This window comes from Pseudoflavonifractor sp. MCC625, from assembly GCF_018784545.1.
Taxonomy (GTDB): domain Bacteria; phylum Bacillota; class Clostridia; order Oscillospirales; family Oscillospiraceae; genus Pseudoflavonifractor_A; species Pseudoflavonifractor_A gallinarum.
In genome coordinates this window covers 555,578-569,801 of sequence record NZ_WQOJ01000030.1, presented here as the reverse complement: position 1 = coordinate 569,801, position 14,224 = coordinate 555,578, and the positions used below count along the sequence as shown (strand labels likewise).

The 14,224-nt window shown below is 65.3% G+C and carries 19 protein-coding genes; 15 read left to right on the top strand and 4 right to left on the bottom strand.

Translation table 11 applies throughout. The features are described 5' to 3' along the window. Positions 1-36: 36 nt before the first annotated feature. Positions 37-723 (top strand): DUF421 domain-containing protein, encoded by a 687-nt coding sequence (locus GPK94_RS10185; protein WP_215655705.1) that lies wholly within the window; start codon positions 37-39, stop codon positions 721-723. An 89-nt stretch (positions 724-812) separates the two neighbouring features. On the opposite strand, the gene GPK94_RS10180 is transcribed toward GPK94_RS10185, so the two are convergent. Genes GPK94_RS10180 through GPK94_RS10165 form a run of 4 tightly spaced genes read right to left on the bottom strand, consistent with a single transcriptional unit; the run spans position 813 to position 4,702 of the window. Then, a complete protein-coding gene (locus tag GPK94_RS10180) occupies positions 813-1,253 on the bottom strand; it encodes a hypothetical protein (RefSeq protein ID WP_215655704.1) in 441 nt (146 codons plus the stop codon). Further along, positions 1,240-2,136, bottom strand: a complete 897-nt coding sequence (gene lgt, locus GPK94_RS10175) for a prolipoprotein diacylglyceryl transferase (RefSeq protein ID WP_215655703.1) — start codon at positions 2,134-2,136, stop codon at positions 1,240-1,242. The genes GPK94_RS10180 and lgt overlap by 14 nt, the downstream gene beginning before the upstream one ends. Next, on the bottom strand, positions 2,133-3,416 hold the full coding sequence (locus tag GPK94_RS10170) for a pitrilysin family protein (RefSeq protein WP_215655702.1): 1,284 nt from the start codon (positions 3,414-3,416) through the stop codon (positions 2,133-2,135). The genes lgt and GPK94_RS10170 overlap by 4 nt, the downstream gene beginning before the upstream one ends. Before the next feature lie 5 nt (positions 3,417-3,421). Then, on the bottom strand, positions 3,422-4,702 hold the full coding sequence (locus GPK94_RS10165) for a pitrilysin family protein (protein ID WP_215655701.1): 1,281 nt from the start codon (positions 4,700-4,702) through the stop codon (positions 3,422-3,424). A 272-nt stretch (positions 4,703-4,974) separates the two neighbouring features. Here GPK94_RS10165 and GPK94_RS10160 point away from each other — a divergent pair, with 272 nt between their 5' ends. The 14 genes from GPK94_RS10160 to GPK94_RS10095 all read left to right on the top strand — a co-directional run bounded on the left by GPK94_RS10160 (position 4,975) and on the right by GPK94_RS10095 (position 14,213). Next, positions 4,975-5,913 carry a stage III sporulation protein AB gene (locus tag GPK94_RS10160; RefSeq protein WP_215655700.1) on the top strand — a complete coding sequence of 313 codons (939 nt, stop codon included), beginning with the start codon at positions 4,975-4,977 and terminating at the stop codon, positions 5,911-5,913. Continuing rightward, positions 5,907-6,419: a stage III sporulation protein AB gene (locus GPK94_RS10155; protein ID WP_215655699.1), complete on the top strand. Its 513-nt coding sequence runs from the start codon at positions 5,907-5,909 to the stop codon at positions 6,417-6,419. Before GPK94_RS10160 ends, GPK94_RS10155 begins: the two co-directional genes overlap by 7 nt. A gap of 24 nt (positions 6,420-6,443) precedes the next feature. Further along, complete coding sequence (gene spoIIIAC / locus GPK94_RS10150; protein ID WP_101693038.1) at positions 6,444-6,638, top strand: stage III sporulation protein AC; 195 nt, start codon at positions 6,444-6,446, stop codon at positions 6,636-6,638. 6 nt (positions 6,639-6,644) lie between these two features. Continuing rightward, positions 6,645-7,031: a SpoIIIAC/SpoIIIAD family protein gene (locus tag GPK94_RS10145; RefSeq protein WP_195278676.1), complete on the top strand. Its 387-nt coding sequence runs from the start codon at positions 6,645-6,647 to the stop codon at positions 7,029-7,031. Continuing rightward, positions 6,974-8,143 carry a stage III sporulation protein AE gene (locus tag GPK94_RS10140; RefSeq protein WP_346728013.1) on the top strand — a complete coding sequence of 390 codons (1,170 nt, stop codon included), beginning with the start codon at positions 6,974-6,976 and terminating at the stop codon, positions 8,141-8,143. Before GPK94_RS10145 ends, GPK94_RS10140 begins: the two co-directional genes overlap by 58 nt. 2 nt (positions 8,144-8,145) lie before the next feature. Next, positions 8,146-8,640: a stage III sporulation protein AF gene (locus GPK94_RS10135; RefSeq protein ID WP_215655698.1), complete on the top strand. Its 495-nt coding sequence runs from the start codon at positions 8,146-8,148 to the stop codon at positions 8,638-8,640. Continuing rightward, positions 8,637-9,161: a stage III sporulation protein AG gene (locus GPK94_RS10130; RefSeq protein WP_186964279.1), complete on the top strand. Its 525-nt coding sequence runs from the start codon at positions 8,637-8,639 to the stop codon at positions 9,159-9,161. The genes GPK94_RS10135 and GPK94_RS10130 overlap by 4 nt, the downstream gene beginning before the upstream one ends. 11 nt (positions 9,162-9,172) lie before the next feature. Continuing rightward, positions 9,173-9,775 (top strand): SpoIIIAH-like family protein, encoded by a 603-nt coding sequence (locus tag GPK94_RS10125; RefSeq protein ID WP_186964280.1) that lies wholly within the window; start codon positions 9,173-9,175, stop codon positions 9,773-9,775. Positions 9,776-9,884: 109 nt separating this feature from the next. After that, on the top strand, positions 9,885-10,268 hold the full coding sequence (locus tag GPK94_RS10120; RefSeq protein WP_101693043.1) for an Asp23/Gls24 family envelope stress response protein: 384 nt from the start codon (positions 9,885-9,887) through the stop codon (positions 10,266-10,268). 178 nt (positions 10,269-10,446) lie between these two features. After that, positions 10,447-10,938, top strand: a complete 492-nt coding sequence (gene nusB / locus GPK94_RS10115; RefSeq protein WP_193536629.1) for a transcription antitermination factor NusB — start codon at positions 10,447-10,449, stop codon at positions 10,936-10,938. Beyond that, positions 10,935-11,882: a DNA-binding protein gene (locus GPK94_RS10110; protein ID WP_252192566.1), complete on the top strand. Its 948-nt coding sequence runs from the start codon at positions 10,935-10,937 to the stop codon at positions 11,880-11,882. Before nusB ends, GPK94_RS10110 begins: the two co-directional genes overlap by 4 nt. Then, entirely contained in the window at positions 11,879-13,117 is a 1,239-nt protein-coding gene (gene xseA / locus GPK94_RS10105; protein WP_193536631.1) for an exodeoxyribonuclease VII large subunit, read from the top strand. Before GPK94_RS10110 ends, xseA begins: the two co-directional genes overlap by 4 nt. Then, entirely contained in the window at positions 13,099-13,338 is a 240-nt protein-coding gene (xseB, locus tag GPK94_RS10100) for an exodeoxyribonuclease VII small subunit (protein WP_101693046.1), read from the top strand. The genes xseA and xseB overlap by 19 nt, the downstream gene beginning before the upstream one ends. Beyond that, positions 13,335-14,213, top strand: coding sequence for a polyprenyl synthetase family protein (locus GPK94_RS10095; RefSeq protein WP_215655697.1), 879 nt, complete (start codon positions 13,335-13,337; stop codon positions 14,211-14,213). Before xseB ends, GPK94_RS10095 begins: the two co-directional genes overlap by 4 nt. Positions 14,214-14,224: the final 11 nt, after the last annotated feature.

Sequence of the window (14,224 nt, the reverse complement as noted above, 5' to 3'; positions counted from 1 at the left end):
GAAGCTGTGGGCAAACTACCCCAAAGGGGGAATGTTATGCGCTTCTTGGTTCTCTGCCTCACCTCGCTCGGATCGTTCGGCGCACTGTTTCTGATTGCCAAGCTGATCGGGCACAAGCAGATCGCCCAGCTGGATTTTTTTGACTATATCACCGGAATCACGGTCGGGTCCATCGCGGCCGAGATGGCCACCGAGCTGGAAGAGCCGTGGAAGCCGCTGGTTGCCATGCTCCTGTACGGAGGGGTGACCGTGCTGCTGAGCATTCTGTCCAACCGCCTTCCCAGGGCCCGGAAATACCTCAACGGCACGCCCACCATTCTGATGGATCGCGGAAAGCTCTACCGTGAGAACCTGAAGAAGGCCAAGCTGGATCTGAGCGAATTCATGGTCATGTGCCGCCAGCAGGGATACTTTGACCTTACGAGCATCCAAACCGCGGTGTTTGAGTACAATGGAAAGCTCACCATCCTGCCGGTGAGCAGCCAGCGCCCGGCCACGCCAAACGACATGAACCTGTCCCCAAAGCAGGAGCAGCTCTTTACCGAGCTCATTATGGACGGCCGAATTCTGGAGGACAACCTGAAACGCATGGGGCTGAATCTGACCTGGCTGGAAAAACAGTTGAAGGAGCGCCGGATACACTCGGCCAAGGATGTGTTTCTGGCGGTCTGCGATCCGGATTTGAATCTGGTCCTCTTTGAACAGAATCCCGGAAAAAAATAATGGGGCCCACGGCCCCTATACAGCGCGGAAAAAGGGAGCGGCACGGTTGATTCAACCGTGCCGCTCCCTTATCTTATCGGTTATATTTCTCAGTTACCCTGTCCGGCGCGCTCCACGGCCCCGGCCAGCAGAAGGGCGCGGAAGAGCGCCTCTTCCGGGGTCAGGCGGGCGATGGTCTCGGGCAGGATACCCCAGACCTCCAGCCGCTCCAGAAGGGAGGCGGAGAGGTGACCGCTCAGATCCAGTCCATCCCGCCGGAGGAGCACCGCCCAGTGGAGGTCGCCCCGGGTCTCCAGGAGGGGGAGAAGCTCCTCGGCCTCCTCCCGCAGCGGGGCGGGGAAGGTGTACGCTTCGCAGTAGATGCCGCATTCCTCACCCTCTCGCTCCAGCTGGGCGGAGAAGGCGCGGCTGTCCCATCCGTCCTCCACCAGGAGGAGGGCCAGACCCGGCCGGACTTCCAGGCGTCCGGCTTCCCCGCGCACCCAGGAGAGGACTTCCCGGGCGGCAGCGTTTCGGTCAATCTCCGCCATGTTCGCCCTCCCCGGCGGCCTTGACCGCGGCGGAGCGGTTGACCCACAGCTCCTCCGGGGTATGGGGGCGCACCTTCAGATTCCAGACCAGCAGGGCGATACCCACCAGCGCCGAGGCAAAGCCCAGCATCTGGGAGACCCGGATACCGGTGCCGAAGAAATAGAGGCTGTCGGTGCGCAGGCCCTCGATCATGCCGCGGCCCACGCCGTACCAGGCCAGGTAGCTGTAAAACATCTGTCCGTCAAACTTGCGCCAATTCCGGGCAATGAGAATGAGCAGGACCAGTCCCACCAGATTCCAGAGGGACTCATAGAGGAAAGTGGGGTGGACCTCCTTGTAGACCTCCACGCCATTGACCACCTCGGTGATCCCCATGCGCCAGGGAAGGGTGGTCTCGCCGCCGTAGGCCTCCACGTTGACGAAGTTGCCCCAGCGGCCCACCGCCTGCCCGATCAGAAGGCCGAACACGCCCAGGTCCGCAAAGGCCAGGAAGGGGATGTGCCGTTTCTTGCAGAAGATCAGGAGGGTGAGGGCCGAGGCGATCACGCCGCCGTAGATGGCCAGGCCTCCATCCCAGATCCGGACCATTTTAGCAAAGTCCAGGGAGCCGTCGGCGGTGCGGAACAGGTCCAGATAGAAGATGATGTAGTAGAGCCGCGCCCCCAGGATGCCCAGGGGAACGGCAAAGAACAGCATGTCCAGCAGGTCGTCCTCCTGGATGCCGAAGCGCTTGCTGGCCCGGGTACAGTAGGCCACCGCCAGGAGAAAGCCCGCGGCGATGATGATTCCGTACCAGTGGATGGGCCAGCCAAAGATGGAGAAGGGGATGGGATTGAGGTCAAAGGAGAGCCCCAATCCCGGGAATGTGACGATCTGACTCATGCCTGCGCTTCCTCCTTGGGCCGGACCACGGCCAGGGTGGAGCGGGCAGGGACGCACCAGGTGCGCAGCGCCTCCTCCACGTCGGCCTTGCCGATGGAGTCAAACACAGCGGGGAAGTCCAGGTAATCCACGCCCGCAAAGTGGCTCTGGGCCTGCTCGATGCAGACGTGCTCAAAGGAGTTGAGGCTCCGGACCATGGCGCCGTACAGGGCCTTTTTCAGCCGCAGGAAGAGGGCCTCGTCCACCCCCTCCTCGCTCAGGCGGCGGGCCTCCTCCAGAAGGGCGTCCCGCACGGCCTCGGGAGAGCGGCTCTCGCCGCCCGCGGCCAGGAAGGCGCAGCCCGGATAGGCCTCAAAGCTGCTGCCGAAATTCTTGTTGATGAGCCCCTCCCGGTAGAGCCGGGCATAGAGGGGGCTGGAGGAACCGGCCAGGACCTCGCTGACCAGAGTGCCGATCAGCTCCCCCCTGAGGTGCTCCGGCCCCTGGGGGAGGGGGTCGGCCTTAAAGCCCAGCTGGAAGATGGGGGTGGAGACCTCCATGCGCAGCTCCTGCACACTGTGGGCCGCGTGGGTGGGCTCCGGTTCGCCGTAATCCCGGGGGATGTCGGAGAGCCCATCTTTGGGGAGGATCTCCCGGGCGAGACGCTCCACCTGCTCCGGGTCCACATCGCCCGCCACGCACAGCACCATGTTGGCGGGATTGTAGAAGGCCTTGTGGCAGGCATAGAGGGTGTCGGCGGTGATGTGGGAGATGGACTCCCGGCTGCCCGCCACCGAGAAGCGGATGGGATGGTGCTCATACAGGCCGGAGAGCAGGTGGATGAAGACCTGCCACTCGGGGTCGTCCTCGATCATCTGGATCTCCTGGCCGATGATGCCCTGCTCCTTCTCCACGCTCTCGGGGGTGAACCAGGGGACTGAGACAAAGGAGAGGAGGGTTTTCAGATTCTCCTCAAACTTCTCGGTGCACTCAAAATAGTACCCGGTGATGGCCGAGCTGGTGAAGGCGTTGGGAGAGGCGCCGTTGGCCGCCAGATCCTGAAGGGCGTTGCCCTCCTTGGTGTCGAACATCTTGTGCTCCAGAAAATGGGCCACACCGGCGGGGGTCTCCTGCCAGGTCCCATCCAGCTGAAAGCGCATATCCATCCCGCCGTAGTTGGTGGCGAAGAAGGCGAAGGCCTTGCGGAAGCCGGGCTTTACATTCACATAAATGGGCAGGCCATTCTCGAGCCGGGTGTGGAAGAGGGTCTCTCCCACCCGGGAATAGATCGTTTTTTCCATGTGCATCACGCCTCTCTGCCTTTCAGGAAATAGATGGTGTCCAGCTGAAGGGAGGAGAAGGCCGCCACCACCTGCTCCCGGGTGACTTCCTCCACCCGGCGGGCCAGGGCCTCCGGGTCCTCGGTGAGACCGGCCACCGCCTGTCCCAGCCAGAAATCCTCCAGCCGGGCCTGGGCGTCCATGGCGCTGTGGAGGGCGCTGACCACCGAGCGGCGGGCACCCTCCAGCTCCCAGTCCTCAAATGCGCCCTTCCGGCAGGCCTCCAGCTGGGAGAGGATCTCGGAGCGGGCCTCGCCCACCTTGTCAAACTCCACGCCGGAGGAGACCAGCATCACGCCCTTGAGCTTCTCCAGCTGGGAGCTGGCGTAGTAGCACAGGGAGAGCTTTTCCCGCACATGCAGGAAGAGGCGGGAGGTGGTGGTGCCGCCGAAAATGGCGTTGGCCAGCAGCAGGGCGGGGTAGTCCTCGCTCCACACGGTGGAGCCGGTACGCAGGCCCATGGTCAGCTTGCCCTGGGTGACGTCCAGGGACTCCACCACCTCGCGGGGCTGCGCGGGGGCCTCCTTGGCGGCGGGGCGGGGCAGGGGAATGCGCACTCCGTCGGTGGGGAGCTGGGAGAGAGCGGCGCGCAGGGCGTCAGCCACACGCTCCGGCTTGGCCGAGCCGCAGTAATAGAGCTCCATGGGAGCGGTGCGCAGCAGATCCTGGTAGCGCGCCCAGAGGCTCTCTGGCGTGATGGCCCGGGCAGAGGATTCGTCGCCCAGGCGGTCCACGCCGAAGGGCTCCCCGGCGCACATCTCCCGCTTGAGTCGCAGGAGGGCATAGCTGCGCTTGTCGTTGACCTGGGCCTGGATACGGTCGATCAGGTTCTGCCGCTCACTGTCGGTATAGTCCCGGCGGAACACCCCCTGCTCCGTGCAGGGGCGGAGGAGGAGCTCCCCCAAGAGCGCGGCGGCCTTCTCCAGGATGGCCGAGCCGTCCAGGGTGTAGGCGTCGTCCAAGAAGCTCCCCAGGAAGCCCACGCACTGGGTCTCGCCCCGGGTACGCACCACCGGCTCGATGGAGCCGCCGTACAGCTCGTCCAGTGCGGCAGACAGGGATTCCATGTCCGGGTGCTCCTGGGTGCCCCGGCGGAGGACCGAGGGGACCAGCGCGTTGCAGGCCGCTGTGGTCCGGTCCAGCGGGGCCAGGAAGGACGCCCCCAGGACGCAGGATTTGAATTTTTCGGTATGGACCGCCGTCAGATGGACGCCGGGAAAGAGTTCACTTCGTGTCAATTCGGCCATAGGCCACCATTCCTTTCTTTGGAAGCCGGAGAGAGGCGCGGCGGGAGATTCCCGTCTTCCTCTTAGGCTCTCACAGAGATCAACACTTTATCATACCATATTTTAGCGGGGCTGACACCTCCATTCCGGAAAATTTACGGTTTGTTTCTATTTTTCCCCTCTGGGGAGGAGCGCGCAGAGAAACAAAAAATCCGGACAGGCTGTCATACTGGTCCGCTCCCCCTCATAGAATGTGCCAGAACTCCATTCCAAAGACAAGGAGCGTGAACAAGATGGCGGCACAGCATCAGCAGGACCCCGCCGAGCGGTTTGGGCAGACAGCGGCGCTGCTTCCGGCGTGGCTGCGCACTCCCCTGGAGCGCCTGCCCCGCAGCGAGCAGGCCCGCATTGAGGAGATCCGCCTCCGGGCGGGACAGCCGGTGACGGTCTCCGGTCCCGCCGGGGAGCACGGTGTCCCGGGCGCGGAGGAGGCGGTCCGTCCCGCGGATCTCTCCCTTATTCTGGAAGTAGCGACCCAGGCCTCGGCCCACACGGCCCTGGACCGGGTCCAGAACGGATTCGTCACCGTCCGCGGGGGCCACCGCATCGGCCTGTGCGGGACGGCGGTCCTCCGGGAGGGAGCAGTACATAATCTGCGGCAGCTCTCCTCCCTGTGTATCCGGGTGGCCCGGTCGGTCCCCGGCGCGGCGCGGGAGGTACTGGGGCAGGTACGGGACGGGCAGGGTGTGAAGGGGACCCTCATCCTCTCGCCCCCCGGGGGCGGAAAGACCACCCTGCTCCGGGACCTGATCCGCGCCCTCTCCGACGGGGAGGGCGGCACGGCAATCCGGGTGGGTGTGGCCGACGAGCGCAGCGAGCTGGCCGCCCTGTGGGAGGGGATCCCCCAGCTGGATGTGGGCCGCCGCACCGATGTGCTGGAGGGCTGCCCCAAGGCCGAGGCTCTGATGATGCTTTTGCGGGGGATGAACCCCCAGGTGCTGGCGGTGGATGAGATCACCGCCCCCGCTGACGTGGCGGCCCTGGAGCACGCGGCCAACTGCGGCGTGTCCCTCCTGGCCACCGCCCACGGAAGCGGATTGGAGGATCTGCGCCGCCGCCCCCTCTACCGGGGGATGCTGGAGCGGAACATTTTTTCGCAGGTCATTTTGATCCGGCGCAACGGGTCGGGGCGCAGCTACGAGGTGCTCCCCCTGGGGGACGGGCTATGCTGAGTCTGTTGGGCGCGGCGCTGGTGACCGCGGGGACCGGGGCCATCGGCTTTGGGGCGGCGGCTCAGCTGGGCCGACGGGTGAGTGAGCTGCGGGCCATGGTCACGGCGCTGGAGCTGATGGAGCGGGAGCTCTCCTTCCGCCTGACCCCCATCCCGGAATTGCTGGACGAGCTGTCCCGGCGCGCGCCGCCCCCCGCCCGGCCCCTGTTCGCCCGGTGCCTCGGGGGCCTGGACCGCCTGGGCGAGGAGAGTCTGGGACAGATCTGGACCGCCGCGGTGGAGGAGAGCCTTCCCGACCTGCGGGGAGAGGACCGGGCCATCCTGGCCGAGCTGGGCCAGGTGCTGGGCCGTTTTGATGGAGATGGACAGGGGCAGGCCGTGGGACAGGCCCGCCTGCGCCTTTCCCATCAGCTGGAGGGCGCGGAACGGGAGCGGGACAGCCACGGGAGGCTCTATGGAGCGTTGGGGGTGACGGCGGGAGCCTTTTTTGTCATCCTGCTGCTTTGACGGGGAGAGAGGAAGTAGAACTGCATGGATGTGGATTTGATCTTTAAAATCGCGGCCATCGGCATTCTGGTGTCGGTGCTCAACCAGGTGCTCATCCGCTCCGGGCGGGACGAGCAGGCGACCATGGTGACCCTGACCGGTCTGGTGGTGGTGCTGATGCTGGTGGTGCAGCAGATCAGCGCCCTCTTCGACCTGGTCAAGACCCTGTTTGGACTGTGATGGCCCATGGACGATATGGTAAAGGTGGCAGCCCTGGCCATCACGGCTGCCCTGTGCGCCTGCGTGGTCAAAAAGCAGGTGCGGGAGCTTGGGCTGGTCCTGGCTCTGGCGGCGGGCGCCCTCATTCTGGGGATGGCCTTCCGGGCGCTGTCCGGCCTGGGGATGCTGCTGGACAGCCTGAGCGAGCTGGCCGGGCTCTCTCCGGCGGTGCTCTCCCCGGTGCTCAAGACGGTGGGGATCTCCATTCTCACCAAGATCACCGCCGAGCTGTGCCGGGACGCGGGGGAGGGGGGCATCGCCTCCTTTGTGGAGACGGCGGGGGCCGCCATGGCCCTGTGCGTGTCGGTCCCGCTGCTGCGCTCCGTGCTGGACACGCTGAGCGGGCTCTTTTAAAGCTGCTGGTGACGGTGTTCTGTCTGACCTTGCTGTTCTCCCTGCTTCCGGCGGCCCGGGCGGCCGACACGGAGGAGGTGCTGGAGCAGCAGGCGGCCGCACTGGAGCTGGACGAGCTCCAGGACGCCGCGTCCTCTGAGCTCTCCGGCCTGGATCTCTCGGAGGGGGTGGACCTCAATGAGGGGCTGACGAAAATCCTGGATACCGGGAGCGGCGCGGTGCCCGGCATTCTCCGCAAGGCGGTGCGCAGCGGCGTGCTGCTGCTGGCGGTGGTGGTGCTGTGTGCCCTGGTGGAGGAGCTCTCCAAGAGCGTGGGCTCATCGGGCGAGCTGGATGCCGGGGCCCTGGTGGGCGCTCTGGCGGTGACCGCGGTGGCGGTGGCCGACGTTCACGCCCTGGTGGGCATGGGCCGGGAGGCGCTGGAGCAGATGGGGGGCTTTTCCAAGGTGCTGCTCCCCACCATCACGGCGGCCGCGGCCGCCAGCGGCGCACCGAGCGGTGCAGCCGCCCGGCAGCTGGCCACCATGCTCTTCTCCGATGTGCTCCTCACCCTGATCGAGCGGCTCCTGCTGCCCATGGTATACGCCTATGTGGCGGCCTGCACCGCCTATGCCGCCCTGGGGAACGAGGGGCTCAAACGGGTGGCCGACCTTCTGAAATGGGCGGTGCGGTCCATTCTGACCGGGGTGCTGCTGACCTTTGTGGGCTATCTGACCGTGAGCGGCGTCATCGCGGGAAGTGCCGACGCCATGACCCTCAAGGCGGCCAAGCTGACCATCTCCGGCATGGTGCCGGTGGTGGGGGGCATCCTCTCCGACGCGGCCGAGACGGTTTTGGCCGGGGCGGGTATTTTGCGCAATACGGTGGGGATCTTCGGGATGCTGGGGGTGCTGGCCCTGTGCGTGGTGCCCTTTTTGCAGCTGGGGGTCCACTACCTGGTCTACAAACTGACGGCGGCGCTGGCCGCTACCGTGTCGGGCGGACGGATGTCCGCGCTCATCGACCGGATCGGCGGCGCTTTTGGACTGGTGCTGGGGATGACCGGAGCCAGCGCACTCTTGCTGCTGGTGTCGCTGGTCTCGGCCATCACCGTTACGATGGGAGGTGGATAGCGGTGCTGGCATGGATCAAAGCCTGGCTTCTGGGTATCACCGCCGCGGCCCTGCTGGTGGCGGCGGCCCAGAGCCTGATGCCCGGCGGCGCCATCCGCCGGGTGGGACGGCTCACCGGCGGACTGGTCCTGCTGCTGGCTGCCCTGGGTCCGGTGCTGACGCTGGACCAGGACGCCCTCTCCCGGGCGCTGAGCGAATACCATCTCCCGGTGGAGGAGGTGGAGGCCTTTCAGAACAACAGCGCCGATGTGCTCCAAGCACTCATAGAGGAGAAGGCAGTCGCATATATTTCGGACAAGGCGGAGGACCTGGGCATCGCATGCTCCGTCGCCGTGGAGACCCGGGCGGGGGAGGACGGCTATCCCGTCCCCTATCAGGTCACCGTGGCGGGAGAGCTCAGCCAGCAGCAGCGCCAGGCGCTGACCCGGCGCATCGAGGCGGACTTTGCCATCCCGGCAGAGCGCCAGATCTACCAGAAAGCGGAGGGAGTGACATGAGAGAGCTGGATCTTGCGGGCTGGGGGAAGCGGATTCCCGGCCTGCTGAGCAAATACCGCTATGTGCTGCTGGTGATCCTGGCGGGCGTGCTGCTTTTGCTTCTGCCCGGCGGGGAGGAGAAGGAGAGCGTGCCCACCTCCGGTGCGGGGGTGACCGCGAGCCTGGATACCACCGCGGAGCTGGAGCACAAGCTGGAGCAGGCCCTCTCCCAGATCGAAGGGGCGGGAGAGGTGACCGTGGTGCTCTCGGTGGAGGCCGGGACCAAGCAGATCTGGGCGGAAGACCGGAAATCCGAGGTGGACGCCCAATCCCGAAGCGAGGAGGAGAGCACCGTGGTCCTCTCCCGGGGCAGCGGGAGCGAGGAGGCCGTCCCGGTACAGCAGATTTCGCCCCGATTCCGGGGCGCGCTGGTGGTATGCTCAGGGGGCGGGGATCCAGAGGTGCGCCTCTCCCTGGTGGAGGCGGTTTCCGCCCTGACGGGGCTGGGTTCCGATAAAATTTCGATTTGTAATGGAAAGTGAGGAAAATGAGTATGAAACTGTGGAAACGCAATGCGGTGGTGGCCGCCATCGTCCTCTTTGTGTGTGTGGCGGTCTATCTGAACTGGTCCTATAATCAGGAGAGCGCCGACACGGGGAAGGTGCTGGGACAGGCGGCCCTGGTGGGCGGACAGACCAACGACCCGCTCCTCTCAGCCGGAACCGAGGGGGAGACCGCCGAGCACAGCGTCTCTCCCGCCCCCAGCGCCAGCGCCGCCCCCACCGTGAGTGAGGAGGAGAGCGGGTATTTCGCCTCCGCCCGGCTCAACCGCCAGCAGGCCCGGGACAGCGCGCTGTCCATCCTCCAGCAGTCGGCCGAGAGTGAGACTGCGGACGAGACCATGAAGCAGGAGATGACCGCCGCCATCGAGACCATGGCAGACTTCACGGTCTCCGAGGCCCAGGTGGAGAATCTGGTCACCGCCAAGGGGTATACCGACTGCGTGGCCTTCCTCAACGAGAACAGCGCCAGCATCGTCGTGGCCGCCACCGAGGAGGGCCTCACCGACGCCGACGTGGCCCGGATCACCGAGATCGTCACCGGGGAGACCGGTCTGGCGGCCAGCCAGATCAAGATCATCGAGGCCGAACCCTAAGGCACCGGCACAGTTTCAAAAAAATCTGTTGGTATTTTCCGGCTTCTGTGGTACAATACCAAAAAGAGCAGCAACTTTGGAGTTGTACAAAAAAGGAGCGTGACCTGCAATGGCCGATGCAAGAGAATACGTTTCCCGTCCGGACGAGCTGGGAAATATCCATATATCGGAGGAAGTCCTGGCTGTCATTGCCGCCGCCGCCGCCCTGGAGACCGAGGGCGTGGCCAGCCTGGCCCCCAATCTGGGTTCCGACCTGGCGGAGCTTCTGGGCAAAAAGAACCTGTCCAAGGGTGTCCATATCGCTGTGAATGAGTCCAGCGTCAGTGTAGAGGTCTCCATCTTCCTGAAATACGGCTATACCATCCCCGAGGTGGCCAAGGCCGTACAGGAGGCTGTGTTCAGCGCCATTGGAAATACCAGCGGACTGCATGTGGAGTGCGTGAATATCAATGTGGGCGGCATCGCCTTCGAGCGGGAGCTGAAAAAGGCCTAAATATCCAGAGCAAAGACACGCGGGTGAGATCCCAGGATCTCTTCCGCGTGTTTTTCTGCGCCGGAGGAAAAGAAAGGGTTTTCTTTTTGAGGGTTCCTGTGTATAATAGAGTGGATATTATGGATATGAACCGAAATTTTATTGACCGGGCCAGGCGCCCGGATTGGAGGAATCACGAATGACCAGAACCAATGCCCGGGAAATCGCGGTGCACTTCTCCTTTGAGCTTGGATTTTCCAACGAGACCGCCGATGAGCTGCTGGAACACATGCTGACCCGTCCGGTCTTTGCTCAGATCGGGGAGGAAGAGCCGCTCTATGCGGAGTTTCCCGACGACAAGCAGCAGGCCTACATCCGCACGCTGGTGAAGGGCGTATACGACCACTGCCCCGAGCTGGACGAGTATATCTCCCGCTATGCCATCGGCTGGAAGTACGCCCGCATCCCCCGCGTGGCCGTCTCCATCATGCGCGTGGCCATGTATGAGATCCTCTATATGCAGGATATCCCCAATGCCGCGGCCATCAACGAGGCCGTGCAGATGGCCAAGCACTATCTGGAGCCCGAGGTGGTCTCCTTTGTCAACGGCATCCTGGGCTCCTTTGTCCGCAACGAGTGCCCGCCCGAGCGGGGGGCCGCTCCCGCCAAGCAGGACGGCGCGGAAGGATGAGCACGCTGCGCTGCCTGGGGCTGGATACCAGCAACTATACCACCTCGGTGGCCGTCTTTGACGGGACAAGCGGCACCAATGCCGGACGGCTTCTCGAGGTGGCGGAGGGCTCTCTGGGCCTGCGGCAGAGCGACGCGCTCTTTCAGCACGTCAAGCGTCTGCCCGCCCTCTTTGCCACCCTGCGGGAGCAGGGGGAGCTGCACGACATCGCCGCCGTGGCGGCCAGCACCCGCCCCCGGGCGGTAGAGGGCTCCTACATGCCCTGCTTCCTGGCCGGAGAGGGGCAGGGGCGGGCCCTGGCAGATACGCTGGGGGTCCCGTTCTATGCCGTCTCCCACCAGCAGGGGCACCTGGCGGCCGCCGCGTGGTCGGCCGGGCGGATGGAGCTGCTGGACAAGCCCTTCCTGGCGTGGCACCTGTCGGGCGGCACCACGGAGCTGCTCCATGTGACCCCCGATGGGGTGAACGTCCACGCGGAAAAGCTGGGGGGCACCAGCGACATCTCGGCCGGACAGCTCATTGACCGGACCGGGGTCCTGCTGGGCATTCCCTTCCCGGCGGGGAAGGGGCTGGACGCCCTGGCCGCCGCCTCGGAGAGCAAGGAGCGGTTCCCCGTGCGCCTGAACGGCCTGACCTTCTCCCTCTCGGGGATGGAGAACAAGAGCCGCGCCATGGCGGAGCAGGGGAGAGAGGGGGCCGACATCGCCCGCTTTGTCCTGAACACCGTCTCCGACGTGGTGCGCCGGGCAACGCTGGAGGCCCAGAAGGCCTATCCCGGCCTGCCCGTGCTCTGCTCGGGCGGGGTGGCCTCCAACCGCATCCTGCGGGACGTGATGACCCGCGCCTGCCAGGCCGCCTTTGCTGAGCCCCGCTATTCCACCGACAACGCCATGGGCGTGGCCATCCTGGCCCACCGGCTGCGGAACGGAGGGGATACGCCGTGAGCGGGACGCCGGTCTATACCGTGACCCAGGTCAACCAGTATATCAAGAGCATGCTGGACGGCGACAAGCTTTTGTCCGGCGTTTTTATTCGGGGGGAGATCTCCAACTATAAGCTCTACCCCTCGGGACACCACTATTTTTCCATGAAGGACGCGGAGGGAGCCATCCGGTGCGTCCTCTTCCGGCGGGAGGCGGTCAACCTGCGCTTCCGCCCCCAGAACGGCATGAAGGTCATCGCCTACGGCCGCATCACGGTATTCCCTCGGGACGGGCAGTACCAGCTCTATTGCAGCCAGCTGACGGCCGACGGCATCGGCGACCTCCATCTGGCCTTTGAGCAGTGCAAGGAAAAGCTCTACCGGGAGGGACTCTTTGACCCTGCCCGGAAAAAGCCGCTGCCCAAATTTCCCGGGAAAATCGCCCTCATCACCTCGCCTGCCGGGGCGGCGGTGCGGGATATGCTGCGCATCCTGAACGCCCGCTGGCCCATGGCCGAGGTGGTGGTCATCCCGGTGCGGGTGCAGGGGAGCGAGGCCCCAGGCGAGCTCTGCGCCGCCCTGGCCTGGGCCAACCGCCACCGGGTGGCCGACCTCATCATCACCGGACGGGGCGGCGGGTCCATGGAGGACCTGTGGGCCTTCAACGACGAGGACGTGGCCCGGAGCATTTTCGCCTCGGAGATCCCGGTGATCTCTGCCGTGGGGCATGAGCCCGACGTGACCATCGCCGACTTTGTGGCCGATGTGCGGGCAGCCACGCCCTCCAACGGGGCGGAGCTGGCCGTCCCCGATCAAAACGACGTGTACGCCGCCCTCTTTCAGCTGGAGCGGCGCATGAACCGCGCCATGGAGCGCAAGCTGGAGCTCTCCCGCACCCGGCTGGAGCGCATGGCTGAGCGCCGGGTCCTCCGGGATCCCATGGCGCAGATTATGGACCGCCGGACCTGGCTTAGCTATCAGGGAGAGCGGCTGGGCCACGGTCTCTCTGCCGCCCTGAGTGGGGAACGGGAGCGCCTGGCCCGTCTGGCCGCCGCCCTGGACGCCATGAGCCCGCTGAAGGTACTGGGCCGGGGCTATGCCATCCCCAAGACGGAGGACGGGCATATCCTGCGCTCCAGCCGGGCGGTGGAGCCAGGACAGCGGCTGTCGCTGACGGTGGCGGACGGTTCCATCGACTGCCGGGTAGAGCAGACGACGCATACAAAAGGAGTATCGCAATGGCGGAAAAAAAGCTGACCTTTGAACAGGCTGCCGCCCGGCTGGAGGAGATCGTCCGCCAGCTGGAGCAGGGCGACGCGCCGCTGGAGGAATCCATGACCCTCTTTGAAGAGGGAACGGCGCTTATGAAAAAATGTACCACCATGCTGGACCGGGCGGAGCAGAAGGTCCGTAAGCTGACCGCCGGGCCGGATGGCGCTCCGGTGGAGGAGCCCATGGACAAGGAGGGGACGGTATGACCCACGCAGAGAGAATGCAGCAGGACCGGGAACAGGTGGAGCATTGGCTCCGGCAGTGCTTTGCGGGACGAGAGCCCCATGGAGATATTTATGACGCCATGGAGTACAGCCTCCTGGCGGGCGGGAAGCGGCTGCGCCCCATCCTGCTTCTGGAGACCTGCCGGATGTGCGGCGGCGACGCGGAAGCGGTGCTGCCCTTTGCCTGTGCAGTAGAAATGCTTCACACCTATTCTCTCATTCACGACGACCTGCCCTGCATGGACAATGACGATCTGCGCCGGGGCCGGCCCACCAACCACAAGGTCTACGGTGAGGCCACGGCGGTGCTGGCCGGAGACGGGCTCCTCACCGCCTGCTTTGAGACCATGCTGGAGGCCCAGGTGGACCTGCCTGCCGAGCGCATCGTGGCCGCCGCGGGCTGCCTGGCCCGCGCCGCAGGTGCCCGGGGCATGGTGGGCGGACAGGTGCTGGACATGGCCGGTGAGGGACATGCCCTGGCCCTGGCGGAAGTGGAGGAATTGCAGCAGCTCAAGACGGGCGCGCTCATCTCCGCGGCCGCCGAGATGGGCTGCATCCTGGCCGGGGGCAGCGAGGACCAGCGCGCCGCGGTCCGCCGCTACGCCCAGAAGCTGGGCCTTGCCTTCCAGATCCAGGACGACATTCTGGACGTGGAGGGGGACGAGACCCTGATGGGCAAGCCCCTCGGTTCCGATCAGGAGAATGAAAAGACCACCTTTGTCACCCTCAAGGGAGTCGAGACCTGCCGGGAGCTGGTGGCAAAGCTGACACAGGAGGCGATGGAGGCGCTCTCTGCCTTCCCCGATCCGTCTTTCCTGTGCTGGCTGGCGGAGTCCCTGGTGGGACGCAAGAACTGAGAAACGGGGCG